The sequence below is a fragment of the Pseudomonas sp. R1-1 genome (assembly GCF_051132135.1).
Lineage (GTDB): Bacteria > Pseudomonadota > Gammaproteobacteria > Pseudomonadales > Pseudomonadaceae > Aquipseudomonas.
The window spans coordinates 1,568,491-1,591,016 of record NZ_CP071663.1 but is presented as its reverse complement, the minus strand read 5'-3'; the positions used below and the strand labels follow the sequence as shown (position 1 = coordinate 1,591,016).

25 protein-coding genes are annotated in these 22,526 nt (G+C 59.7%); 14 read left to right on the top strand and 11 right to left on the bottom strand.

The annotated features are described in order from the left end of the window. The first annotated feature begins 79 nt into the window (after positions 1-79). The 3 genes from J3P75_RS07315 (at position 80) to J3P75_RS07305 (ending at position 1,116) form a co-directional block, all read left to right on the top strand. Positions 80-397 carry an XRE family transcriptional regulator gene (locus J3P75_RS07315; protein ID WP_434709790.1) on the top strand — a complete coding sequence of 106 codons (318 nt, stop codon included), beginning with the start codon at positions 80-82 and terminating at the stop codon, positions 395-397. A 100-nt stretch (positions 398-497) separates the two neighbouring features. Next, the gene (locus J3P75_RS07310; protein WP_197677946.1) at positions 498-809 is read left to right on the top strand and encodes a type II toxin-antitoxin system RelE/ParE family toxin; all 312 of its coding nucleotides are present in this window, start codon (positions 498-500) and stop codon (positions 807-809) included. Further along, positions 799-1,116 (top strand): helix-turn-helix domain-containing protein, encoded by a 318-nt coding sequence (locus tag J3P75_RS07305; RefSeq protein WP_090285453.1) that lies wholly within the window; start codon positions 799-801, stop codon positions 1,114-1,116. The genes J3P75_RS07310 and J3P75_RS07305 overlap by 11 nt, the downstream gene beginning before the upstream one ends. Before the next feature lie 10 nt (positions 1,117-1,126). Here the strand turns inward: J3P75_RS07305 and J3P75_RS07300 are convergent, their stop codons facing one another. Next, the gene (locus tag J3P75_RS07300) at positions 1,127-2,182 is read right to left on the bottom strand and encodes an MBL fold metallo-hydrolase (protein WP_434709789.1); all 1,056 of its coding nucleotides are present in this window, start codon (positions 2,180-2,182) and stop codon (positions 1,127-1,129) included. Positions 2,183-2,394: 212 nt separating this feature from the next. Between J3P75_RS07300 and J3P75_RS07295 the strand changes: the two genes are divergently transcribed. Beyond that, positions 2,395-3,003 carry a TetR/AcrR family transcriptional regulator gene (locus tag J3P75_RS07295; protein ID WP_206415201.1) on the top strand — a complete coding sequence of 203 codons (609 nt, stop codon included), beginning with the start codon at positions 2,395-2,397 and terminating at the stop codon, positions 3,001-3,003. 447 nt (positions 3,004-3,450) lie between these two features. Then, entirely contained in the window at positions 3,451-4,770 is a 1,320-nt protein-coding gene (locus J3P75_RS07290) for a methyl-accepting chemotaxis protein (protein WP_434709788.1), read from the top strand. A gap of 116 nt (positions 4,771-4,886) precedes the next feature. Here the strand turns inward: J3P75_RS07290 and J3P75_RS07285 are convergent, their stop codons facing one another. Next, complete coding sequence (locus tag J3P75_RS07285) at positions 4,887-5,828, bottom strand: LysR family transcriptional regulator (RefSeq protein ID WP_434711233.1); 942 nt, start codon at positions 5,826-5,828, stop codon at positions 4,887-4,889. A 15-nt stretch (positions 5,829-5,843) separates the two neighbouring features. Between J3P75_RS07285 and J3P75_RS07280 the strand changes: the two genes are divergently transcribed. Beyond that, on the top strand, positions 5,844-6,548 hold the full coding sequence (locus J3P75_RS07280) for a CTP synthase C-terminal region-related (seleno)protein (RefSeq protein ID WP_434709787.1): 705 nt from the start codon (positions 5,844-5,846) through the stop codon (positions 6,546-6,548). Continuing rightward, positions 6,548-6,853, top strand: coding sequence for an antibiotic biosynthesis monooxygenase family protein (locus J3P75_RS07275; RefSeq protein WP_434709786.1), 306 nt, complete (start codon positions 6,548-6,550; stop codon positions 6,851-6,853). Before J3P75_RS07280 ends, J3P75_RS07275 begins: the two co-directional genes overlap by 1 nt. Positions 6,854-7,017: 164 nt before the next feature. Here the strand turns inward: J3P75_RS07275 and J3P75_RS07270 are convergent, their stop codons facing one another. Continuing rightward, entirely contained in the window at positions 7,018-7,344 is a 327-nt protein-coding gene (locus J3P75_RS07270) for a DUF2025 family protein (RefSeq protein WP_434709785.1), read from the bottom strand. A gap of 220 nt (positions 7,345-7,564) precedes the next feature. On the opposite strand from J3P75_RS07270, the gene J3P75_RS07265 reads away from it, so the two are divergent. Then, positions 7,565-8,692, top strand: coding sequence for a glycerophosphodiester phosphodiesterase (locus J3P75_RS07265; RefSeq protein ID WP_434709784.1), 1,128 nt, complete (start codon positions 7,565-7,567; stop codon positions 8,690-8,692). A gap of 156 nt (positions 8,693-8,848) precedes the next feature. Continuing rightward, positions 8,849-9,154 carry a PepSY domain-containing protein gene (locus tag J3P75_RS07260; RefSeq protein WP_434709783.1) on the top strand — a complete coding sequence of 102 codons (306 nt, stop codon included), beginning with the start codon at positions 8,849-8,851 and terminating at the stop codon, positions 9,152-9,154. Positions 9,155-9,449: 295 nt separating this feature from the next. Here J3P75_RS07260 and J3P75_RS07255 read toward each other — a convergent pair whose 3' ends face one another. Beyond that, positions 9,450-11,072 carry a methyl-accepting chemotaxis protein gene (locus J3P75_RS07255; RefSeq protein WP_434709782.1) on the bottom strand — a complete coding sequence of 541 codons (1,623 nt, stop codon included), beginning with the start codon at positions 11,070-11,072 and terminating at the stop codon, positions 9,450-9,452. 276 nt (positions 11,073-11,348) lie between these two features. Here J3P75_RS07255 and J3P75_RS07250 point away from each other — a divergent pair, with 276 nt between their 5' ends. Further along, complete coding sequence (locus tag J3P75_RS07250; RefSeq protein ID WP_434709781.1) at positions 11,349-12,371, top strand: transporter; 1,023 nt, start codon at positions 11,349-11,351, stop codon at positions 12,369-12,371. A 239-nt stretch (positions 12,372-12,610) separates the two neighbouring features. Then, positions 12,611-14,224 carry an inorganic phosphate transporter gene (locus J3P75_RS07245; protein WP_434709780.1) on the top strand — a complete coding sequence of 538 codons (1,614 nt, stop codon included), beginning with the start codon at positions 12,611-12,613 and terminating at the stop codon, positions 14,222-14,224. Positions 14,225-14,348: 124 nt separating this feature from the next. On the opposite strand, the gene J3P75_RS07240 is transcribed toward J3P75_RS07245, so the two are convergent. Continuing rightward, a complete protein-coding gene (locus J3P75_RS07240; RefSeq protein ID WP_434709779.1) occupies positions 14,349-15,245 on the bottom strand; it encodes a LysR family transcriptional regulator in 897 nt (298 codons plus the stop codon). Positions 15,246-15,367: 122 nt separating this feature from the next. Here J3P75_RS07240 and J3P75_RS07235 point away from each other — a divergent pair, with 122 nt between their 5' ends. After that, positions 15,368-16,126 (top strand): SDR family NAD(P)-dependent oxidoreductase, encoded by a 759-nt coding sequence (locus J3P75_RS07235; protein WP_434709778.1) that lies wholly within the window; start codon positions 15,368-15,370, stop codon positions 16,124-16,126. A gap of 48 nt (positions 16,127-16,174) precedes the next feature. On the opposite strand, the gene J3P75_RS07230 is transcribed toward J3P75_RS07235, so the two are convergent. Beyond that, the gene (locus tag J3P75_RS07230) at positions 16,175-16,612 is read right to left on the bottom strand and encodes a multidrug/biocide efflux PACE transporter (protein WP_434709777.1); all 438 of its coding nucleotides are present in this window, start codon (positions 16,610-16,612) and stop codon (positions 16,175-16,177) included. Between the two features lie 89 nt (positions 16,613-16,701). Here J3P75_RS07230 and J3P75_RS07225 point away from each other — a divergent pair, with 89 nt between their 5' ends. After that, positions 16,702-17,556, top strand: a complete 855-nt coding sequence (locus J3P75_RS07225; protein WP_434709776.1) for a LysR family transcriptional regulator — start codon at positions 16,702-16,704, stop codon at positions 17,554-17,556. 235 nt (positions 17,557-17,791) lie between these two features. On the opposite strand, the gene J3P75_RS07220 is transcribed toward J3P75_RS07225, so the two are convergent. The 3 genes from J3P75_RS07220 to J3P75_RS07210 are packed head-to-tail and all read right to left on the bottom strand — an operon-like array spanning position 17,792 to position 19,824. Continuing rightward, a complete protein-coding gene (locus J3P75_RS07220) occupies positions 17,792-19,021 on the bottom strand; it encodes an RNA polymerase sigma factor (RefSeq protein ID WP_434709775.1) in 1,230 nt (409 codons plus the stop codon). Further along, entirely contained in the window at positions 19,014-19,358 is a 345-nt protein-coding gene (locus tag J3P75_RS07215) for a YciI family protein (protein ID WP_077574226.1), read from the bottom strand. Before J3P75_RS07215 ends, J3P75_RS07220 begins: the two co-directional genes overlap by 8 nt. Positions 19,359-19,398: 40 nt before the next feature. Further along, positions 19,399-19,824, bottom strand: a complete 426-nt coding sequence (locus tag J3P75_RS07210; protein WP_203419186.1) for a YybH family protein — start codon at positions 19,822-19,824, stop codon at positions 19,399-19,401. A gap of 140 nt (positions 19,825-19,964) precedes the next feature. On the opposite strand from J3P75_RS07210, the gene J3P75_RS07205 reads away from it, so the two are divergent. Further along, on the top strand, positions 19,965-20,450 hold the full coding sequence (locus J3P75_RS07205; RefSeq protein WP_434709774.1) for a GNAT family N-acetyltransferase: 486 nt from the start codon (positions 19,965-19,967) through the stop codon (positions 20,448-20,450). Positions 20,451-21,448: 998 nt separating this feature from the next. Here J3P75_RS07205 and J3P75_RS07200 read toward each other — a convergent pair. Both J3P75_RS07200 and J3P75_RS07195 read right to left on the bottom strand, forming a co-directional pair. After that, positions 21,449-21,937 (bottom strand): GNAT family N-acetyltransferase, encoded by a 489-nt coding sequence (locus J3P75_RS07200; RefSeq protein WP_090285489.1) that lies wholly within the window; start codon positions 21,935-21,937, stop codon positions 21,449-21,451. A gap of 86 nt (positions 21,938-22,023) precedes the next feature. After that, positions 22,024-22,509: a GyrI-like domain-containing protein gene (locus J3P75_RS07195; protein WP_434709773.1), complete on the bottom strand. Its 486-nt coding sequence runs from the start codon at positions 22,507-22,509 to the stop codon at positions 22,024-22,026. Positions 22,510-22,526 lie beyond the last annotated feature (17 nt).

The following is a 22,526-nucleotide window of genomic DNA, read 5'->3' as shown; positions in this document are numbered from 1 at the left end:
TGCGTTTGATCCCGGCCGAAAACAACTGTACAAAAACACAGTACATTTTCAATCAGCACTTTTGAGCCCGGAGCACACCATGGCCTCTCTTGCGATGAACCACATTCTCGAACGCATTGCCCTTTTCCAGTTCACCCCGACGCACTGCGTCCAGGCCCGAGCGATGCTGGGCTGGAGCGTGGAACAACTATCGCGCGAGGCGCAGGTGCCGGTTGAAGACATTCAACGCTTCGAGGCACAGCAAGAAGTGGCGGACGCAGCGCGGCTGGCGCTGGCTTATCGATTTGAGGCGCTGGGGTTGGTGTTTTTTCCGGGATTCAGGCCGGGGCGTAGTGCGAGTTTGAATGAGGTGAGGCCAGAATCAGCAGCGCGTGGGGATTTTGCGATGGCTGATTGATAGGGCAAGGTTGAACTTTATTCCCAAATAGGTATATTTTCGCATGAGTGCAAGGAAGCCACTCTTGTGGGTCTGCAGTAGCAGGAAAGATCTCAAGCAGATGCCCACGGAGGTACAAGACGTTTTTGGTCATGCATTGGATCTGGCTCAATGTGGGTTGAAGTATCCAGATGCAAAACCATTGAAAGGGTTTGGAGGAGCGGGTGTCCTGGAATTAATAGAAGACTTCGATACCAACACCTACCGAGCCGTTTATACGGTTCGTTTCGGCTGTGCAATTTACGTTTTGCACTGCTTTCAGAAAAAGTCGAAAAGCGGGATCAAAACCGCCCAGTCAGACATTGATCTGATCAGAAACAGACTTCGAGCAGCTCAGGATCATGCGAAAGGATCAGAAAGCTATGGAGATTGAAGTAGGCAGTGGAAACGTCTATCAAGATCTGGACTTACCCAATGCCAGTGAAATGCAGGTCAAGTCGCAGCTCGCAGCAAAAATTGGCGCAATCATCAAGGCGCGTCATCTCACTCAAATTCAGGCGTCGGAAATTCTAGGACTTTCACAGCCCAAGCTTTCCGAAATGTTGCGCGGCAAATTTCGCGGAATCAGTGAGGCAAAAATGATGGAGTGCCTATCTCGTCTCGGACGAGACGTGCAGATCGTAGTCAAATCGGCCCCCCGATCACGCAAAGAGGGCCGGATTGAAGTGGTATTCGCTTGAGGCGAAGCCATCATGCATTCTGCGCCACCACCTCACCCTCCCCTTCAACCGCCGTCCACCACGCACTGCCGCGTTGCGGTTGAGCGATATTGAACGCTTCGCCCATCTGCGGGGTTGTGATGGCGACGCTGCGTTCCCAGGCCAGGGCGAGGATGCGGTCGAAGGGTTCGTGCCAGGCGTGCATGGCCAGGTCGAAGGTGCCGTTGTGGATCGGGAAGAGCCAGCGGCCCTTGAGGTCGATGTGCGCTTGCAGGGTTTCTTCTGGCTGCATGTGCACGTGTGGCCATTCGACGTTGTAAGCGCCGGTTTCCATCAGGGTGAGGTCGAACGGCCCGTACTGCTCGCCGATGCGTTTGAAGCCGTCGAAGTAACCGCTGTCGCCGCTGAAGAAGATGCGGGTGTCGCCGTCGATCATTACCCAGGACGCCCACAGCGTGCTGTTGCCATCGAACAAGCCACGGCCGGAAAAGTGCTGCGAGGGTGTGGCGATAAAGCGAATGCCGGCGATTTCCGCGCCCTGCCACCAGTCGTACTGGCGGACTTTGCTGGCATCGATGCCCCATTTGATCAGGGTGTCGCCGACGCCCAGCGGTGTGAGGAACAGGTTGGTTTTCGCCGCCAGTCTGAGCACGGCGGCGTAATCGAGGTGGTCGTAGTGGTTGTGGGACAGGATCACCGCTTCGATCGGCGGCAACTGGTCGATGCTGATCGGCGGCTGGTGAAAGCGTTTCGGGCCAGCCCACTGCACCGGTGAGGCGCGCTCGGCGAAGACCGGGTCGGTGATCCAGAATTTGTCGCGCATTTTCAGCAGCAAGGTAGAGTGGCCGAGGCGATAAACGCTGTGGTTCGGTGCGGCCAGCAGATCTTCGCGGGTCAGTGCTTGCACCGGGATCGCGGCGCTGGGCCGGGTCGTGCGCGGTTTGTGGAAGATCATGTTCCACAGGATCCGCAGCATTTTGCGCAGACCTTCGCGCTGCACCGGTGCGTGATTGCGGAACAGCCCTTGAGCCTGGCGCGAGGCTTCAGGCGTGGAAGTGTTATCCGTGAGCGAGACTGGATCGGCCATGACTGAATGACTCCGGAATACCGCGAATTACGCGGCTTTCCAACGGTGGGACGGTTGATGGCCAGGCTGCACGCAGAGGCCGAACTGTCGGTTTTGTAAGCGGCGAGGATTAACGCAACATTACACTGACGGGTGTAGTTTCTAGGTTGCATCAAAGCTGCCGCCAAGTAAACTGCCAAGTGTAATTTCCTCTTTTCTGCCTAAGCGACCTTATGACAGCTCCCCAGCGCCTCACCGAGCGTAAACGCGCAGCCATTATCCAGGCGGCGATTGCCGAATTCCGTGCCAATGGGTTCGAGATCACCAGCATGGACAAGATCGCCGCGAGCGCGGGCGTGTCGAAGCGCACGGTGTACAACCACTTCCCTAGCAAGGAAGAGCTGTTCGCGGAAATCCTCAATCAATTGTGGGCGCGCATCAGCGCCGAGCAGTCCGTCGCTTACCGTCGCGACCTGCCACTGCGCGAGCAGTTGTGGCCGCTGCTCCAGGCCAAGGTGCAAATGATGGCCGACGAAAACTTTCTGACGCTGGCGCGGGTTGCGATTGCGGCGACCATTCATTCGCCAGAACGTGCACAGAACATGATCGAGCGCATGGGCGAGCGCGAGGAAGCACTGACCGTGTGGATTCGGGCGGCGCAGGCCGATGGTCGTTTGAAAGCGGTCGATCCGGAGTTCGCCGCGCATCAGGTCCAGGGACTGCTGAAGGCCTTTGGTTTCTGGCCACAGATATCGATGGGTCGCGCCGCGCTGGATGCCGAGACGCAGCAGACCGTCGCCGAATCAGCGCTGGAGATGTTTCTGGCGCGCTATCAGGTCTGAACGCCCTGCTGAACTGGCGCGGCCGACGAACGGCTGGCCGCCAGCACCATCCTGCAACGTCTTTCAGGAACAATCTTGCGCAGATTGTTCATGCGCCAGTGCGCCTGAGTATCGGTCCGAACCGCTTTGCCCTTGTACAAGAATGGCAACAACCCCCCAAACCATGCCGACAAAACGCTGAGAACCCCACGCTTCAAGGCTTGCAGCCGTCCGATACGCCATCCGAGTAATTGCTGACCAATTGGTCCACCACCGAAAACTTATACAAACCTACAAAAATTCACACACTTGTACAGGTTTATGATTTTTTGTATAAGTAGCACTCTGCCAGCCAAGGAACGCTGGCATTGAGCAGTCACCGCCGAATGCCGCACCGCGCATTCGGTCTGCCGGCGCGGTAATAGGGACTGAATCCTTGATCTTCCCAATTTCCAGAGTACTGCGAGCATGTTCTTCAATCGCCAAAAATCCATTATTGACGACCTTCAGCGCACCCTCACTGAACAATCCGGCCTGCTCGATGCGATCAATCGCTCGATGGCGGTGATCGAATTTGATCTGGAGGGCGTGGTGATGCGCGCCAACGACAACTTCCTCAAAACCATGGGCTACACCGCCGAGCAAGCCATTGGTCAGCCGCATCGGCGTTTCTGCACACCAGAATTCGGCCGCAGCGCGCAATACACTGAACTGTGGTCGCGCCTGAAGAATGGCCAGTTTCAGTCCGGCACGTTTGAGCGAATCAACAGCCAGGGTCAGCCGATCTGGCTCGAAGCCAGTTACAACCCGATCAAGGATGCTTCGGGACGCGTGGTGAAAGTGGTCAAGTACGCCATGGACGTGACCGCCAAGGTGCAACAGGAAAGCGAAGCCAACGCCAAGTTGCAGGCGATTGACCGGGCGATGGCCGTGATCGAGTTCGACCTCGAGGGCAATGTCCTCACCGCCAATCAGAATTTTCTGACGCGCATGGGTTACACGCTCGCCGAATTGAAGGGTAAACATCACCGTTTGTTCTGCACCTCGGAGCTGGTCAACAGCGGTGCGTATCATGATTTCTGGCGTCGCTTGAATCAGGGTGAGCTTTTTCACGGCTTGTTTGAACGCGTCGATAAACGCGGGCAAACGGTTTGGCTCGAAGCCAACTACAACCCGGTCTACGATGCCGCCGGGCGCTTGTGCAAAGTGGTCAAGTTCGCCTCCGACGTTACCGCCCGCGTGGTCCAGCATGAGCAGGATGCACGCAGTGCCAGTGCGGCTTATCACATCTCGGTGGCGACTCGAAAAGTTGCCGAGCAAGGCACCCAAGTGATCCAGCAAGCCGCCAGCGAAATGCGCGAAATCGCCGAAGATATCGCCCAATCCTCAACCTTGATTGCGCAATTGGGCGAGCGCTCCGAACAGATCACCGCCATCGTCAACACCATCCGTGCGATTGCCGACCAGACCAATCTACTCGCGCTCAACGCCGCCATCGAAGCCGCTCGCGCCGGTGAACAGGGCCGTGGTTTTGCCGTGGTTGCCGACGAAGTGCGACTGTTGGCCGGCCGCACCAGCGGCTCAACTGCGGAAATTTCCAACATGATCGGCCTGATCCAGAGCGAAACCCGCCAGGCCATCAAGAGCATGGAAGGCACCCGTGGCCGCGCGGCGGAAGGGGTCGAGCTGGCCAATCAGGCGGGCACGGTGATTCTGCAGATTCGCGACGGCGCGAGTGAAGCGGTGGAGGCCGTGAGCATGTTTGCCAATGAGCGGGCGCCGGGGTGAGATTTGTGTAAAGAGGTGGACCGAGGCGCGGCTTTCGCGAGCAGGCTCGCTCCCACAGCTGACATTGTGCAGGTCTGCTGAATCTGTGGGAACGGGCGCGCTAAGGCTGGCGCTGATTACGCCACGCGCAACGCTTGCCCCAGTTCATCAAACAGCGTGACCACCGAGCGTAACGCTCGGCAATCGGGTCGGGTCAGCAGCCATAAGGCGCTGTCATAGCCGTGCAACGGCTCACCCAACGCCTGTAGGCCATCGCCCATCAGAATGTCCGGCAACGCCGCCACGCCGAGCCCGGCCCGCACCAGTTGCGTCACTCCAAGCATGCTGTTGCAACGATAAGCCGGCGTCACTCCAGGCAACTGCTGGCGGCGCCAGACAACGCTCGGGTGATCGGGCAGAAAGTCGTCCGGAGCAATCCAGGTCAGCGCAGCGAGATCCGACGTATCGATGTTCTGCATATAACTTTCACTGGCGCATACCCGGTAAACAACCTTCGCCAGTTGCCGGCCGATCAGGTGCTCGGGCGGCGTGCGCGTCAGGCGCAAAGCGATATCGGCGTCACGTCGGCTGAGGTTGGCAAAGTCATTGGACGTGCTTAATTCGAGGGTCAGCGCGGGGTATTTCGGCATGAACTGCGCCAACGCCGGTAGCAGCAGGCTGTGTAACACGGAATCGGTACAGGTCAGCCGCACCGTGCCGCTGATCACTTCGCCGCCCAGCTCCACGCCCACACGCGCGGCCTCCAACGCCTGTTCGGCGCGCTCGGCCTGCTCGGCCAAGGTGCGTGCGAGGGTTGTCGGCAAGTAGCCGGCACGGCTTTTTTCGAACAATTGCTGACCTAGCGCAGATTCAAGCCGGCGCACCGCGCGGAACACGGTCGATACGTCAACCTTCAACAACTGTGAAGCACGGCCCAGAGACCCGGCACGAACCAGAGCAAGAATCAGCGCCAGATCCGGGTAGTCGATCCGATAGTGCGTAGCTGCATTGATCACTTGGGCAAACGCCAATATTGAGTGTGCGAACGCCAATCTATAGTGAGCGCCATAAATCGACAAGCGCAGGGACATCCCATGGAACGCAACGCCATCCGCATCGCCCTGATCGGCGATCACGACCCGCAAGTCACCGCCCATCGGGCCATTCCCGTCGCCCTCGGGCTGGTTGCCGAACAGCTCGAGCGCGCGGTGCAATTCGAATGGTTGCCCACCGAGCAGATCCACGGCGATACGCCGCTGGACGCCTTCGACGGTTTCTGGTGCGTGCCGGCCAGTCCTTACAAAAGCGAAGCTGGCGCCTTGCGCGCGATCCGGTTTGCCCGCGAACAGCAGCGGCCTTTCCTCGGCACTTGCGGCGGTTTTCAACATGCCGTGCTGGAATATTCACGCAATGTGCTGGGCTGGGCCGATGCGGCACATGGTGAAACCTCGCCGGAGTCCGGGCGCGCATTGCTTACGCCGCTGACGTGTTCGCTGGTCGAGGCAGTGGACAGCATTCATCTCGTGCCTGGCTCGTTGATCGCCAAGGCGTACGAAACGGCTGAAATTCGTGAAGGTTATCGCTGCCGTTATGGGGTGAATCCGCAGTTCGCAGAGCGACTCTTAAGCGATCAGCTTCAAGCAGTCGGCCACGATTCAGCCGGGGATTTGCGTGCGGTTGAGCTAAAGGGTCACCGGTTCTTTGTCGCGACGTTGTTTCAGCCGGAACGTGCAGCGCTTCCAGGACAAACGCCGCCGTTGGTACGCGCATTTTTCCAAGCTTGCCTGGAGCCACGTTGATGCCTGACTGCTTTGCGGTAATTTTCACTTCAACCCGAACCGAGGGTGACAATGGTTATGCCGCTGCGGCGCAACGCATGGTCGAGCTGGCGCGGGACCAGCCAGGGTTTCTCGGGATGGAATCGGTTCGAGGCGCGGACGGCATCGGCATCACCGTGTCGTATTGGCAGAGCGAGGCGGCAATTCTGGCGTGGCGAGATCACCCCGAGCACCGGGCGATTCAGGCGCGTGGACGCTCGCAGTGGTATTCGGAGTTCAGCACTCGGGTGTGCCGGGTTGAGCGCGAGTATGCATTCGGGCATTAAGGATGGCGGCGCCCAGCAAGCCGCCATCGCCAGCAGGCTGGCTCCCACAGGGATCGGTGAATACCTCAATTCCCTGCTAGTTCCCATAGGGTTTTAGGCTCGCCACGAATCCATTGTGGGAGCCAGCCTGCTGGCGATGGCGGCTACCGGGTCACCGCAAGGCTTCAGCCCCGCACCAGACTGCGCACCGCCACGATCTCCGGCACTTGCACCTTGCTCATGTAAACGCGCAGCGGTTCGGTGATGTTGATCCGGTCGTCGATGTGTTGATCCAGCAGCAACTGGATCAACCCGCGTTTAAGGGTCATGGTCTGTTCGGTCGTGGGGGCCCAGACGAATTCGCTGGCGGCGATGATGCCGTCGTCGGCGACGTCCATCCCGAACGAGTCTTCGCTGAATCTGACGATGTATTGACCGGTCTTGCGATTGAGGCCGACGAAGCCCTTGAGGTCGTCGGCGGCCTGGCAGATGAGTTGGGAGGTGATGCGCATGGTAAACCTCGCGAATGATGATCGATGGTTTACACGCAGGGCCACTGAGCGGCGCACCCTCTGCCGGGGTGTCTGCCGAGGGCAAGCGTACTGCAAACGGCGCCACAAACGTGCAGGAAAATTCGCTTTTAATACGTTTATGTCGGTCCTGCGCTGGCACCCGAGCGCTTCAGTTGTTAAAACAGTCCTCTTTGAAATTGCCTGCGAAAGGAACTCGAACATGCCCGCTACTTTTACCAAAAGCGCTTTGGTCCTGAGTCTGCTGCTCGGCCTCGGTCAGGCGCAGGCCGCCAGCCACAGCGATCCTGAAGCCATCGCCGCGGCCCACGGCATCCCGCACCCGGCGGTGATCGCTCACCGTGGCGCGTCGTTCGATGCGCCGGAATCCACCGCCGCCGCTTACCGACTGGCCCGCGATCTGGGCGCCGATTATCTGGAAATGGATTTGCAGCGCAGCAAGGACGGCGTGTTGTTCGCCCTGCACGACGACAATCTGCAGCGCACCACCGACGTTGCGAGCAAATTTCCGGAACGCAAGGACAGCCCGGCCACCGCGTTCACCATGGCCGAACTGAAAACCCTCGACGCCGGTAGCTGGTTCAACGCCAAGTACCCGGACCGCGCGCGCCCGTCCTATGCCGGGCTGAAGATTCTGACCCTCGATGAAATCATCGACATCGCTCGCGCCAATCCACAGCACAAGCCGGGCCTGTACATCGAAACCAAAGAGCCGCAGCTGTTTCCCGGCATCGAACATGACCTCAAGGAAAAACTCCAGGACCGCGGCTGGCTGAGCCCGGCCGGTTCGAAACTGGCGAAAAGCGCGCTCGGCGTCGGCCAGGGCAAAGGCAAGGTGATCCTGCAGACGTTCGACAAGAACAGCCTGCAATTGCTGGAAAAGGAAATGCCGCAAGTACCGAAGATCCTGCTGTTGTGGGTCGGCGAAGGCAGCATCGAGCCGAAATCGAACGTGACCTTTGCCGCTTCCGGCGAAAAGGACAAGAACGTTTTCTACGGTAAACAGGAACCGAAGTCCGAAGCTGAATTCAAGCAGTGGGTCGACTACGCCAAGGCCCAAGGCGCGATCGGCACCGGCCCTTCGGCGAAGCTGAGCCATGGCGGTGACCAGAGCTATTCGGATCTGGTGCAGCCGTGGATGAATCAGTACACCCATGATCAGGGCATGCTCGTGCACGTCTACACCGTCGATGAGCCGGTGGATTACGAGAAAGTGATGGCGGCCGGTGTCGATGGCATCTTTACCAACCGCGCCAGTGAACTGTTGAAGTTTTACCAGCGCCCGGCGGCTGGCAGTGTTGATGAAGTTTTGAAGAAGAACGGTTTCTGAGCCGTTATCCAGTCGCCTGCTTCGCGAGCAGGCTCGCTCTCACAAAGAGCAGTTTTATCGCGAAGCAGAGATTTAAGGGTGAGTTAAGTTGCGCTGGTTAATCTGAACTCACTTACACAGATCAACCACTTCAACGCACAACCAAGGAATGAACCGATGAAAACTTTGACTGCCCTGTTTACCGCCGCTGCCCTGACCCTCACCACAGGCCTGGCTCAGGCCGACGTACGCATCGACCAGATCCCGCAACTGGTGAAAGACGGCAAGATCAAGTCGCTGGAATCGATGAACGCCGAGGCGCTTAAACTGCATCCGGGTGCGACCATTACTGACACCGACCTGGATAACCACTTCAACGGTTATGAGTATGAAGTTGAACTCAAGACCGCTGACGGCAAAGAGTTCGATGTGGACTTTGATGCAACTACCGGCAAGGTGTTGAGCAACAAGCAAGATACTTGATAGAGCGCTGGTAAAGAGCCGCACGATTTAACGATCGTGCGGTTTTTTTGTGGCTGGGGTTTGACGTGAGGTTTGGGGTGACTGGGAAATCGATTCCCCCTCACCCCAGCCCTCTCCCCCAGGAGAGGGAGCCGATTTGCGGGCCGCTCAAATCTGAGTTCGGCAAGTTTGGCGCAATTCACACATTCCCTGCGGTCAGTCCCCTCTCCCTCTGGGCGGTCCGACGTTTCGGGAGGGTTAGGGTGAGGGCCAAGCCATCACGCCGTAAAAACTGACACACCACGCCCCAAACCAATCAGGCACCCAACCGCGCCGTCACTTCATTCAACTGCCCCGACAGCCCATGCAGATTCTGGCTGGCACTCTCGGTGCGCTGCACGTTATCCAGATTGGTACTGGCAATCGCGGTGATTTCAGTCAGGTTGCGCGAGATGTCTTCGGCCACCGACGTCTGCTCCTCAGCCGCGGTAGCGATCTGCCGGTTCATGTCGCGGATCGCTTCCACCGCATGAGTGATGCGCTCGAGCATCGCGCCAGCTTGGGTGACTTGCTCGACGCTTTCATCGCTGCGCGCCTGGCCATTATCGATGGCGTGTGCAGCGTCCACCGCGCCGGTCTGCACGCTCTGGATGATCTGGTTGATTTCGATGATCGATTCTGCGGTGCGCTGTGCGAGGTTGCGCACTTCGTCGGCGACCACGGCAAAGCCACGTCCGGCCTCGCCAGCGCGTGCTGCTTCGATGGCGGCGTTGAGCGCGAGCAGGTTGGTCTGTTCGGCGATGCCGCGAATCACTTCCAGCACTTTACCGATGCGCCCGCTGTCGGCTTCGAGGCGGCGGATCACGGTGGCGGTGTTGGCGATTTCGCCGCGCATCTGGGTGATCGAATGGATGGTGGTCTGCATGACCTTCTCGCCCTGCTGCGCCGACTGATCGGCGTCGTCGGCAGCGCGAGCGGCGTCGGCGGCGTGGCGCGCGACTTCCTGGGCGGTGGCGGACATTTCGTTCATCGCCGTGGCCACTTGATCGGTGCGGTTGAATTGCTCGTTGGTGCCGCCGGCCATGGTCGTGGCGATGGCGTTCAGCTCACCGCTGGCGCTGTCCAGATCGCTGGCACTGCGCTGCAAACGGGTGAAGGTGTCGGCGAGGAAATCGCGCAAGGTGTTCGCTGCAGTGGCGAGGTTGCCCAGCTCGTCGTGCCGCTCGTTGGTCACACGCGCGGCGAGTTGGCCGCGACTCAATTGGCTCACATAGTCGATGAGTTTGCGGATCGGCTCGACCAGGTTGCGGTTGACCAGCCACAGGCTCAGCAGGCCGATCAGCAGCCCCGACGCGAGCATCACCAGCAAGCCGATCCAGACCGTGCGATCGGCGCCGGCACTGATCAATGCCGACTGCTCGGTACCCTGCTGGCGCAGTTCAGTCACCAGTTCGCTCATCTGATCGCTGGTCGCGCGGTCGACGCCTTTGACTGCCGCATCGCCTGCCGCCGGATCACCGCTGGCGGCGACGTAGGCATCGCGGCCCTTCTGGTAGGCCGCGCCGAGTTGGCGGTGTTCGTCACGCAGGCGTTCGATGCGGCTTTTCAGGCGCGGCTCGATGCCGCGCTGGCCGGCCAGTTCACCGAGGATTTTCTGTACGTCGCGCTGACGGTCTTCGAACTGCCCCCAGTACTTGGCCAGATCAGCCGGCTGCTTGCCGCGCAGCAAGACGTTTTTCCATTCCTGCACCTGCACCTTGAATTGCAGGTTGGCTTCGTCGATCAGTTGCGACGTGTGCAACGGACCGGCAAGCAACTGGCTGTAACTCCGTACGCCATTGGACAGGAAATGGAAGCAGGCCAGCGCGATCAACAGCACCGCCAGCAGACTGCCACTCAACAGGGCGAGCATTTGCGCTCTCAGGGATTTTTGCAGCATCGAAGGTACTCACGACAGGGGTGGAGCACGCCCGGAACGAGCGTGAAAAATGGCCGGACCTCCCTGTCGGCGAACCTTGGCTCAAAGCCAATGGCGCGCAACCTAACTCAGCTGAGATCGGCGTGCCAGAGCCCTTCTTGAGAATCTTCCGACAGCCGGTAAGGCATTGATTTGGCGCCGTTTTACTGTCACATAAATGTCATGTGACATTGCGATGATGCCGCTCAGGTGAATCTGTAAAACCCGCATCAGCCGCCCTCCTCGCAGCGAGCCGCCATGAACCACAGCCTCGATATCAGCCATCGCGATCCAGACCTGTTCGGTTTGCTCTATGGCTTCCGTTTTCTGCCCGGCGAACGCGGTCGCGAAGTCGATTCAGCGACGGCGTTGCGCTGTTTGCAGGACGACAGCGACAGCGGCGAATTCCTCTGGCTGCACCTGAATCTGGCCCACGCCGCCTGTGAGCGCTGGATGAAAAGTCATTTGCAGTTGCCGGAAGAATTTTTCGAAGCGCTGCATGAGGGCTCGCGTTCGACACGCATCGAGCATGTCGACTCAGCGTTGCTGGCGGTGGTCAACGACGTGGTGTTCAACCTCAGCAGCATGGTCTCCTCGGACGTGTCGACGCTGTGGGTTTGTGTGCGCAGCAAACTGATCGTCAGCGCGCGCCTGCAACCGCTGCACTCGGTGGACAAATTGCGCTCGTCGGTGAAGGCCGGCGAGCGCTTTCGTTCGCCGTCGGAATTGCTCGTGCACCTGCTGCGCGATCAAGGCGAGGTGCTGACGCAGATCGTGCGCAAGACCAGTTTGAGCGTCGATCAGGTCGAGGACGAATTGCTCTCTTCGCGGCTGTCGACCAACCGCGCCGAACTCGGCGCCAACCGCCGCGTGCTGGTGCGCCTGCAACGCTTGCTGGCGCTGGAACCGGGTTCGCTGCTGCGCCTGCTCAACCGCCCGCCGCCGTGGTTGCAGAAGGAGGATGTGAAGGAGTTACGCAAGTCCACCGAGGAGTTCGCGCTGATCATCAACGACCTCACCGCCCTCGGCGAGCGGATCAAGTTGCTCCAGGAAGAGATCGCCGCCAACCTCAACGAACAAAGCAACCGCACGCTGTTCACCCTGACCGTGGTGACGGTGCTGGCGCTGCCGATAAACATCATCGCCGGTTTCTTCGGCATGAATGTCGGCGGCGTGCCGTTATCGCAGGACCCACACGGGTTCTGGGTACTGGTCGCGCTGGTGGCGACGTTCACCGTGATCGCCGGGCGCTGGGCGTTTCGCAAGCGTGGGGATTATTGACCACATATTCCACCGTTCCCCTGTGGGAGCTGGCTTGCCAGCGATAGCATCAGGTCAGCCAACACCCATGTTGAATGTCAGTCCGCCATCGCTGGCAAGCCAGCTCCCACAGGGGACTTCGGCGTTCTTAAGATCAATGGTCAGACTAATCAGGCAAACACTGATCTGCCGCAGTCTCTCTGTAACATTCTGCAACGATCATGGGCGACATTCCTTCCCTCGCTGAGGATTGTCCGCTCATGGCTACTCCCTCCCTGACCGCCAGCCCCGCCTCTGCCGCCAGCGGCAGGCCGGCGCTGGACAAGAAACCCGGCCCGTTCACTTATGTGATCTTTTTCGCGGTACTGGCCATGGGCATGCTGTTCACCGCCTATAGCCTGATGCACGACATGCACGAACTCGGCACGGTGGTGACCACCTGGACGCCGTTTCTGCTGCTCGGCGTGGCGCTGCTGATTGCGCTGGGCTTCGAGTTCGTCAACGGTTTCCACGATACGGCCAACGCGGTGGCGACGGTGATCTACACCCACTCGCTGCCGCCGAATGTGGCGGTGGTCTGGTCGGGCTTTTTCAACTTTCTCGGCGTGCTGCTTTCCAGCGGCGCGGTAGCGTTCGGCATCATCGCGTTGCTGCCGGTGGAGTTGATTCTGCAGGTCGGTTCGTCGGCTGGGTTCGCGATGATTTTCGCTTTGCTGATCGCCGCCATTCTGTGGAACCTCGGCACCTGGTGGCTGGGGCTGCCGGCGTCGTCTTCGCACACGCTGATCGGCTCGATCATCGGCGTCGGCGTGGCCAATGCGCTGATGCACGGCCGCGACGGCACCAGCGGTGTCGACTGGGCGCAGGCAACCAAGATCGGTTACGCCTTGCTGTTGTCGCCGCTGGTGGGTTTCGGTTGCGCCGCGCTGTTGCTGCTGGCACTGCGCGCCTTCGTCAAGAATCGCTCGCTGTACAAGGCCCCCGAAGGCACCACGCCGCCGCCGTTGTGGATTCGCGGTTTGCTGATCGCCACCTGCACCGGCGTGTCCTTCGCCCACGGCTCCAACGACGGACAAAAAGGCATGGGCCTGATCATGCTGATTCTGGTCGGCACCTTGCCGATGGCCTACGCCTTGAACCGCACCATGCCGGAAGAACAATCGCTGCAGTTCGCCGCTGTGGCGCAAGTCACCCAGCAAGCGCTGGTGAAAAGCTCACCGCTGCCGGCACCGGCCGATCCGCGCCCGATCCTTTCCGATTACGTACGCAGCAAGGAAGCCACACCGCAACTGATTCCCGCCCTCGCCGCGTTGACCGGGCACATTGGCGAAGAAGTCAAAGGCTACGGTTCGCTGGCCAAGGTTCCGGCCGAAGCCATGGGCAACGTGCGCAACGACATGTACTTGGCCAGCGAAAGCATTCGCCTGATGGACAAGAACAAGGTTGGCAATTTCGACGCCGATACCAGCAGCAAACTCCAGTTGTTCAAACAGCAGATCGATAACGCCACGCGCTTTATTCCGCTGTGGGTGAAGATTGCCGTGGCCATTGCGCTGGGGCTTGGCACCATGGTCGGCTGGAAACGCATTGTGGTGACCGTCGGCGAGAAAATCGGCAAGACCCACCTGACTTATGCGCAAGGTGCCTCGGCGGAAACCGTGGCGATGCTGACCATCGGCGCGGCAGACATGTTCGGTTTGCCGGTCTCGACCACCCACGTGCTGTCGTCCGGTGTGGCCGGGACCATGGTCGCCAATGGCGGCGGGTTGCAGATGAAGACCATCCGCAATTTGCTGATGGCGTGGGTGCTGACCTTGCCGGCGGCGATCCTGCTGTCGGGCAGCCTGTATTGGCTGTTCACCCAGATCTTTTGAGCAATCGGGAATCCCTGTGGGAGCTAGCCTGCTAGCGATTGCAATCTGTCAGTTCATATCAATGGTGACTGACACACCGCAATCGCTAGCAGGCTAGCTCCCACAGTTTTATGAGTGGTGTCAGTCAGAGCGTCGACCGAACCACCTCCCCCAGCCAATCCATAAACACCCGCACCCGCAATGGCAAATGCCGTTGCCGCGCATACAGCAATGAAATCGGCATCGCCGGTGCGGTGTATTGCGGCAGCACGGTAACCAGTTCGCCGTTATCCAGATGCGGCTGCATGCCGGTGCGCGGTACCTGAGTCAGGCCAAAGCCACCGAGGCACGCCGCCTCGTAAGCATCGGTGCTGTTGACCGTGATGCTGCCGGCCATCGGCAATCGCCGCACCTCGCCGCCCTCCTCGTAGACAAAACCTTCCGAACGCGACCCCAGCACGCCGACGTAATGCACCAGCCGATGCTGCGCGAGATCCTCCAGGGTTTGCGGCACGCCGTAGCGTTCAAGGTACGCGGGGCTGGCGCAGTTGATCATCGAGAAGTCGCCGAGGTGCCGCGCCACCACCGATTGATCCGGTTGCGCGCCGACGCGCAGCACGCAGTCGAAGCCTTCGCTGAGCAGATCGACACGGCGGTCGGTGCTGCTGATTTCCAGTTGTAGATTCGGGTGCTGCTGCATGAACTGCGGTAGGCGCGGCATGACCAGACGCCGGGCGAGAATGTTCGGCATGTCGACACGGATGCGCCCGGTCAGCGAGGCCTCGTCCTGGCGGAACAAGCCTTCAATCTCGTCCATGTGCGACAGCAGATCCTTGCTGCGCTCGTACAGGACCATGCCGTCCTGGGTCGCTTGCACCTTGCGCGTGGTGCGCTGCAACAAGCGCGTACCGAGCAGGGCTTCCAGCGCCTGCACATGCTCGGACACGGTCGAGCGCGGCAGACCCAGGCTTTCGCCGGCGAGGGTGAAACTCGACAGTTCGCTGACCCGCACGAAGGTGCGCAGCAGTTCCAGTTTGTTCATTTTGGCGCCCCGCGATTGTTCGGCTGATCCGATCAGTGATTCCGCTTTCACTCTGTTTATCAGCTTGGGACGGATAAATAAACTTTGATCCATCCCCACTCAACGCAATCGGAGCAAGCCCCATGAACTGTAAAATCGCATTGATCACCGGCGCCAGCCGTGGCCTCGGCAAAAACGCCGCGCTGCACCTCGCCGCGCAAGGCATCGACATCATCGGCACTTACCACAGCCGCGCTGACGAGGCGCAAGCGCTGGTCAGCGAACTGCAAGCGCTCGGCGCCAAAGCGGTCATGCTGCAACTGGACGTTGGCCGCAGTGACAGCTTTGCCGATTTCGGCGCGCGGGTTGAGCAGGCCTTGCAGCACACTTTCGACCGTCAGCGCTTGGATTTTCTGGTCAACAATGCCGGGATTGGCGTGCACGCGTTGTTCACCGACACCACCCCGGAGCAGTTCGATCTGCTGATGAATGTGCAGTTGAAAGGGCCGTTTTTTCTGACTCAACAGTTGCTGCCGCTGATCAACGATGGCGGGCGCATCATCAATGTTTCCAGCGGCCTGACCCGCTTCAGCCTGCCCGGTTACGGTGCTTATGCAGCGATGAAAGGCGCGATGGAAGTGCTGACGCGTTATCAGGCCAAGGAGCTGGGCGCACGGCAGATCGGCGTGAACATTCTTGCGCCGGGCGCCATCGAGACTGATTTTGGTGGCGGTGCCGTGCGCGACAATTCGGCGTTGAATGCGATGGTCGCCAGCAACACGGCACTGGGGCGTGCCGGGCAACCGGACGATATCGGCGGCGCGCTGGCGCTGTTGCTGTCCGACGGCGGTCGGTGGATCAACGGCCAGCGTGTCGAGGCTTCCGGCGGCATGTTTCTCTGATTTGAAACGAAAAAAAATCGCAGCCTTCAGTGGCTGCGATTTTTGCGTTTAACCCTGACAGACGTTGCGCGATACGAAGCGCTCGCGCAGCACGTCATAACCCCAGTGATAAACGTAGGTGTACGGCAGGAAAAACAGCAGCACACCGATATCGAGCAGCAGCGCCTGCCACAGGCTGACCGACAGCCACCAGGCGATCAACGGCACGCCCATCACGATCAAACCGCCTTCGAATAGCAGCGCATGCACCACTCGCACCCAGGCGTTATGGGCAACGTTCAGACGCACCAGCACCTGATCAAAGAACCGGTTGAACACCACGTTCCAGCCCAGCGCCAGCAGCGCGATCAGCACGGTGACCGCGCCCATGTCGAGCAGCGGTTTTTGCAACAGCCACGCCAGCAACGGTGTGCAGATCAGGATCGCTAGCAGCTCGAAACCGATGGCCTGGAAAATACGTTCAGTGATGGATTTGTCGGCAGTCATGGTCGGGCTCCTTGGGTGAAGATGGTTGCAATGATCAATCCTCACACCGATACTTCATAATCAATAACCATCGATCAAGGCGATAGTTGATGATCTCGCAGGAAGTGCTGTTGGCGTTCGTGCAGGCGGCGACGCAAGGTTCGTTTTCCGCAGCGGCACGCAAACTGGGGCGCAGTCAGTCGACCATCAGCGCGGCGGTGGCCAGCCTGGAGATCGATCTGAATGTGGTGCTGTTCGACCGCAGCAGCCGCAAACCGACGTTGACCCCGGCCGGGCATGTCCTGCTGCAAAGGGCCGAGGCGATTCTGGCGGCGAGCAATCGTCTGGAAATGACCGCACGGCAATTGTCGCAAGGCGTCGAGCCGAAGCTGACGGTGGCGATTTCCGACACCTATCAGTCGTATCGATTCGAGGCGGCGCTGGTGGAGTTCGAACAGCGCTACCCGGACTTGCAACTCGAATGCCTGATCGCCGAATGCGAGGACTTGATCGAACTGGTCCAGCGCGGCCGCGCGCATCTGGCCTTCGCCGAAATGCAGGAAAATTATCCGCCCGACCTGGTGACCTCGACCGTGGCCGAACGCACCGAGATCGCCCTGTTCGTCAACCGCGAGCATGCGCTGGCAAAGCTTGAGCAGGTGGATCAGCAAATGCTGGAGGACCATCGCGAGTTGCGCCTGGCGACCATCGTCAATCCATATGACAGCCGCGGCAAAGGCCGGGTGTGGTCGGCGCCGAGCTATCTGATGCTGATGGAAATGGCCGAAAAAGGGTTTGGCTGGGCACCGCTGCCGCGCTGGCTGGCGCAGCGCTATGGCAATGAATTGCTGGTGGAACTGAACGTGCGCGGCTGGCCGAAACCGGTGTTTGTCGATGCGCTGTGGTCACGCCTTTATCCACCGGGGCCGGCGGGGAGCTGGTTGCTGGGGAAGATGCTGGAATAGTGGCGCTGCCAATCGCTAGCAGGCTAGCTCCCACAATGTCCGAGTCGTGCACAATACTCATGGACAACCTCGACACCTGTGGGAGCTAGCCTGATGCTGGAATAGTGGCGCTGCCAATCGCTAGCAGGCTAGCTCCCACAATGTCCGGGTCGTGCACAATATTCATGGACACCTTCGACACCTGTGGGAGCTAGCCTGCTAGCGATGAGGCCGGCACGGCCGGTGAGATCTCAGGTCAGTCCAATTCGCTCAGACGCCCTTCAATAAAACGCCGCTCAGGTTCTTGTCGAGTCAGCTCAAGAGCACGCAAATAGGCTATGCGCGCCTCATCCACACGCCCCAACTGCCGACAAAACTCCGCCCGCGCCGAATGCGCCAGGTGGTAATCCTGCAATTCGCCGCGCTGCAAAATCTCTTCAATCAGACTCAGCCCCGCCCCCGGCCCATCGCGCTTGGCCACCGCCACCGCGCGATTCAATTCGATCACCGGCGACGGCAGCGCCCGCAGCAGCACGTCATAAAGCCCGACGATCTGCACCCAATCGGTTTGCGCCGCGCTCGGCGCCTCGGCGTGTACCGCAGCAATCGCCGCCTGCAGAGAATACGGGCCGAACCGCCGGGTAGTCAGCGCGCGCTCGACCAGTGCACAGCCTTCGGCGATCAACCCGGCGTCCCACAACGCGCGATCCTGATCGTCGAGCAGCACCAGTTCGCCGCTCGGCGAGGTGCGTGCCGGTCGCCGCGATTCGTGCAGCAGCATCAGCGCCAGCAGCCCGATCACTTCCGGCTCCGGCAATAACTCCATCAACAGGCGCCCGAGGCGAATTGCCTCGCGTGTGAGGTCTTCGCGGGTCAGCTCATGGCCGATCGACGCCGAATAACCCTCGTTGAACACCAGATAAATCACCCGCAAGACGCTGTCGAGGCGTTCGGGCAACTCTTTCAGGCTCGGCACCTGATAGGGGATTTTCGCGTCGCGGATTTTGGCTTTCGCGCGCACGATGCGCTGGGCGATTGCCGCCGGCGCAGAAAGAAAGGCGCGGGCGATCTCCTCGGTGGTCAGGTCGCAGACTTCGCGCAAGGTCAGCGGCACTTGCGCATCCGCCGCCAGCGCCGGGTGACAGCAGGTGAAGATCAGGCGCAGGCGATCGTCTTCCACGTCTTCGCCACTCCAGTCGGCCTGTTCCAGTTCCTCCAGTTGCGCCAGCAGCAGCGGTTGCGAAGCCTTGAACCGCGCGCGCCGACGCAACACATCAATCGCCTTGAAGCGCCCGGTCGAGACCAGCCAGGTGCGCGGGTTGTCCGGCACGCCGTCGCGCTGCCAGCGCTCCACCGCAACGAAGAACGCCTCGTGCAAGGCTTCTTCGGCGAGGTCGAAATCGCCGAGCAGGCGGATCAGCGTTGCCAGGATCCGCCGCGAATCTTGGCGATAAACCTGCTCGACCCGCGCCCGCACGTCAGACATTCAACTGCCGCACCGGTCGCACTTCAACGCTGCCGACCCGCGCTGCCGGAATGTTGCCGGCGACCTGCAGCGCTTCGTTGAGATCCTTGGCGTCGATCAGGTAGAACCCAGCCAGTTGCTCCTTGGTTTCGGCAAACGGCCCGTCGGTGATCGACAGTTTGCCGTTGCGCATTCTGACCGTGGTGGCGGTCTGCACCGACTCCAGCGCTTCGGCGGCGACCATGCGTCCGCTGCCCTGGATCGACTCGGCGTAGGCCCAGCATTCGGCGTCTTCGGGGCTGTCGGGCGACGAATGCAGCAGGCGCTCGTCGCTGTAGACCAGGCATAAATACTTCATGGCGTTCTCCTGATTCGAACGGTTCAACTATGGCTGAAGATCAGGGTTGTACATCGAACAGGGTCGCGCCGCTCATCGGATCGAACGGCGCCGACCAATGCTCATGGGCGATTTTCCACGCTCCACCAACCTGCCGATAACAGGCGGTGACGCGCATCCAGCAGCTCTGGGTTTCACCTTTTTCGTTGGTCCCGCCGCAATTAGCGACCCAGTGGGCGAAGGCGATGGTGTCGGCGCTTTCGATGGCGATTTCCTGAAATTCGAAAACGTGCGGGCCGGGGCACATTTCCATGCACTCGACCCAATGCGCGCGGTACGCCGCTTTACCCTTGAATTGCAGGGCCTTGATCGCGTCGAACGAGACGATGTCATCGGCGTACAGGGCCATGACTTTTTCGACGTCCTTGGTCATCACCGCTTCGCGATAGGTGTTGATCAGGGTCTGGATTTCGCTGTGTGCGTTCATGGTGTTCTCCGTGGTTTTTGTGGGAAGACACCCTTAGTCGTTTGTGCTTTTCGCAGATCGACAGGCCAAACAAAAATATTTCACGACGCCAATATCGCTAGAATCCGAGGCTCACTCTTTGTAGGAAAAAGGAAATTCCCGTGTCAGCCAGACTCGTGCCGTACGACAGCCTGAACGCCTTGCAGCGCCGGCAAGTCGAGGCGATTGAAATCCATGCCGAACAGATCAAGTTCTCCGGCGACATTCACGGTGCGTTGCACACGCTGCTGTCGAAACCCGGCCCTGGGGTGAAAGGTTTTGCCCTGTTGGCAGACGAGGTGCCGGTGGCGTTTCTGCTGCTCAAGCGTCCACCGGTATTGCCCGACTGGGCCGATGAGCACAGCGCCACATTGCACGCGTTACAGGTCGATCGCCGCGCGCAAGGCAAAGGTTTCGGCAAGGCATGCCTGCAAGCGCTGCCCGCCGTCGCGCGTGAAGCCTGGCCGGAAATCAAGGGGCTGGAACTGTCGGTGGACGCCGACAACCAAGCGGCCATTGCGCTGTATACCAAACATGGCTATGTCGACAGCGGCGAGGCGTACAAGGGCCGGATCGGGTACGAGCGGCGCATGGGGCTGTTTTTCTGATTCGTTGAGGGAGGCCCGCAATCGTCAGCAGGCTAGCTCCCACAGGGGTTTCGCGGTGATTCAGTGAGATTAAGCCGAACACAAAACAGTGTAGGAGCCAGCCTGCTGGCGATGCCATTCGATCAGAAAAAGATCAGCTGACTGACACACCGCAATCGCTAGCAGCCTAGCTCCCACAGGGGTTTCGCAGTGATTCAGTGAGATTAAGCCGAGCACAAAACACTGTGGGAGCCAGCCTGCTGGCGATGGCGTCCATTCAGCAAAGGATCAGTTGACTGACACACCGCAATCGCTAGCAGGCTAGCTCCCACAGGGGTTTCGCAGTGATTCAGTGAGATTGAGCCGAGCACAAAAGGGTGGGAGCCAGCCTGCTGGCGATGGCGTCCATTCAGAAAAGGATCAGTTGACTGACACACCGCAATCGCTAGCAGGCTAGCTCCCACAGGGGTTTCGCGGTGATTCAGTGAGATTAAGCCGAGCACAAAAGGGTGGGAGCCAGCCTGCTGGCGATGGCGTTCGATCAGAAAAAGATCAGCTGACTGACACACCGCAATCGCCAGCAGGCTAGCTCCCACAGGGGTTTCGCGGTGATTCAGCGAGATTAAGCCAAGCACAAAACAGGGTGGGAGCCAGCCTGCTGGCGATGGCGTCCATTCAGCAAAGGATCAGTTGACTGACACACCGCAATCGCTAGCAGCCTAGCTCCCACAGGGGTTTCGCAGTGATTCAGTGAGATTAAGCCGAGCACAAAACACTGTGGGAGCCAGCCTGCTGGCGATGGCATTCGATCAGAAAAAGATCAGCTGATCTGACACACCGCAATCGCTAGCAGGCTAGCTCCCACAGGGGTTTCGCAGTGATTCAGTGAGATTAAGCCAAGCACAAAACATTGTGGGAGCCAGCCTGCTGGCGATGGCGTTCGATCAGAAAAAGATCAGCTGATCTGACACACCGCAATCGCTAGCAGGCTAACTCCCACATGAGTTTTACGGTGCGCGTCAGAGAGTCAGGATCATCTCGTGCCACGCCATGCCGCCGTGGTCGGATTCCGACGGTTTGATGTAGGCAAACCCAAACCCGGCATACAGCGGGATGTGCTGCTCTTTGCACATCAGATGAATCGTCGCCTTATCCATCCCGCGCATGCGTTCGATGAACTCGGCCAGCAAGCGCTTCGCCAACCCCTGGCCCTGATAATCCGGATGTACCACCACCGACATGATCACCACGTTCGGCCCTTTCGGGTCGTGGCCGATCAGTTCCTTGAACGCCTCGTCGGACATTTGCACATCGAACGCCGCGCCGGAATTGACGAAACCGGCCACCTCGCCATCCACCTCGGCGACGATAAAACCTTCCGGCCAGGTGGCGATGCGCGTGGCGATCTTCTCGCGGGTCGCGGCTTCGTCGCCTTCGTAGGCAACGGTTTCGATGGCGTAGCAGCGATCCAGATCGGCAGCAGTGACGTTACGGATGACGGTGTTCATGGCAACTCGAAAATCATTGGAATTGAGGTCGCCAAGCATAAAGCAGATCGACCGGGGCGGACATGATTCACCCCGGTTCGGCGCTGTCAGGGTTTGAGCGGCAACCAGATTTCCAGCGTGCCGGTGAGCAGTTTCGGATTGAAATCCTCGCTGTAGCGCTCGAATTCCGGGGCGTCCGCTGTTTCACGGCCTGATTGTGGCAGCCAGGTGTTCCAGATGTACCGAAAGGTCTTGGGCAGTTGCTCCAATGGCCCCTTGTGCTCGAAGACTGCGTAATGCTGCGGGAGGATTTCAACCCAGCGGTACTTCTCCGGCAGGTCATCAAGCTTGTCGATCTGCACGCCGGCGATGTACTCGAAGCCGCCCTTGCCATCCGCATTGCAGCAAACGCCATAGGTCACTTCACCGACCTGCGCGGGAATTTTGCCCAAGTGCGGGATGAGTTTTTCCCACAACGCCGGGATGTCTTCGGTGGAGTCCTGGGTGAATCGTCCACCAAATCCGGCAATCAACAGAAACAGCCCATGTTCGAAGCGAGGTTCTGCCACTTCGACGCGTGTTTGCTCATCCATGACACGACTCCTTGGTA

Excerpts from the sequence above, each read along its gene's own strand:
- J3P75_RS07315 (WP_434709790.1), top strand. The coding sequence starts at position 80 with ATGGCCTCTCTTGCGATGAACCACATTCTCGAACGCATTGCCCTTTTC.
- J3P75_RS07310 (WP_197677946.1), top strand. The coding sequence starts at position 498 with ATGCCCACGGAGGTACAAGACGTTTTTGGTCATGCATTGGATCTGGCT.
- J3P75_RS07305 (WP_090285453.1), top strand. The coding sequence starts at position 799 with ATGGAGATTGAAGTAGGCAGTGGAAACGTCTATCAAGATCTGGACTTA.
- J3P75_RS07300 (WP_434709789.1), bottom strand. The coding sequence starts at position 2,182 with ATGGCCGATCCAGTCTCGCTCACGGATAACACTTCCACGCCTGAAGCC.
- J3P75_RS07295 (WP_206415201.1), top strand. The coding sequence starts at position 2,395 with ATGACAGCTCCCCAGCGCCTCACCGAGCGTAAACGCGCAGCCATTATC.
- J3P75_RS07290 (WP_434709788.1), top strand. The coding sequence starts at position 3,451 with ATGTTCTTCAATCGCCAAAAATCCATTATTGACGACCTTCAGCGCACC.
- J3P75_RS07280 (WP_434709787.1), top strand. The coding sequence starts at position 5,844 with ATGGAACGCAACGCCATCCGCATCGCCCTGATCGGCGATCACGACCCG.
- J3P75_RS07275 (WP_434709786.1), top strand. The coding sequence starts at position 6,548 with ATGCCTGACTGCTTTGCGGTAATTTTCACTTCAACCCGAACCGAGGGT.
- J3P75_RS07270 (WP_434709785.1), bottom strand. The coding sequence starts at position 7,344 with ATGCGCATCACCTCCCAACTCATCTGCCAGGCCGCCGACGACCTCAAG.
- J3P75_RS07265 (WP_434709784.1), top strand. The coding sequence starts at position 7,565 with ATGCCCGCTACTTTTACCAAAAGCGCTTTGGTCCTGAGTCTGCTGCTC.
- J3P75_RS07260 (WP_434709783.1), top strand. The coding sequence starts at position 8,849 with ATGAAAACTTTGACTGCCCTGTTTACCGCCGCTGCCCTGACCCTCACC.
- J3P75_RS07255 (WP_434709782.1), bottom strand. The coding sequence starts at position 11,072 with ATGCTGCAAAAATCCCTGAGAGCGCAAATGCTCGCCCTGTTGAGTGGC.
- J3P75_RS07250 (WP_434709781.1), top strand. The coding sequence starts at position 11,349 with ATGAACCACAGCCTCGATATCAGCCATCGCGATCCAGACCTGTTCGGT.
- J3P75_RS07245 (WP_434709780.1), top strand. The coding sequence starts at position 12,611 with ATGGCTACTCCCTCCCTGACCGCCAGCCCCGCCTCTGCCGCCAGCGGC.
- J3P75_RS07240 (WP_434709779.1), bottom strand. The coding sequence starts at position 15,245 with ATGAACAAACTGGAACTGCTGCGCACCTTCGTGCGGGTCAGCGAACTG.
- J3P75_RS07235 (WP_434709778.1), top strand. The coding sequence starts at position 15,368 with ATGAACTGTAAAATCGCATTGATCACCGGCGCCAGCCGTGGCCTCGGC.
- J3P75_RS07230 (WP_434709777.1), bottom strand. The coding sequence starts at position 16,612 with ATGACTGCCGACAAATCCATCACTGAACGTATTTTCCAGGCCATCGGT.
- J3P75_RS07225 (WP_434709776.1), top strand. The coding sequence starts at position 16,702 with ATGATCTCGCAGGAAGTGCTGTTGGCGTTCGTGCAGGCGGCGACGCAA.
- J3P75_RS07220 (WP_434709775.1), bottom strand. The coding sequence starts at position 19,021 with ATGTCTGACGTGCGGGCGCGGGTCGAGCAGGTTTATCGCCAAGATTCG.
- J3P75_RS07215 (WP_077574226.1), bottom strand. The coding sequence starts at position 19,358 with ATGAAGTATTTATGCCTGGTCTACAGCGACGAGCGCCTGCTGCATTCG.
- J3P75_RS07210 (WP_203419186.1), bottom strand. The coding sequence starts at position 19,824 with ATGAACGCACACAGCGAAATCCAGACCCTGATCAACACCTATCGCGAA.
- J3P75_RS07200 (WP_090285489.1), bottom strand. The coding sequence starts at position 21,937 with ATGAACACCGTCATCCGTAACGTCACTGCTGCCGATCTGGATCGCTGC.
- J3P75_RS07195 (WP_434709773.1), bottom strand. The coding sequence starts at position 22,509 with ATGGATGAGCAAACACGCGTCGAAGTGGCAGAACCTCGCTTCGAACAT.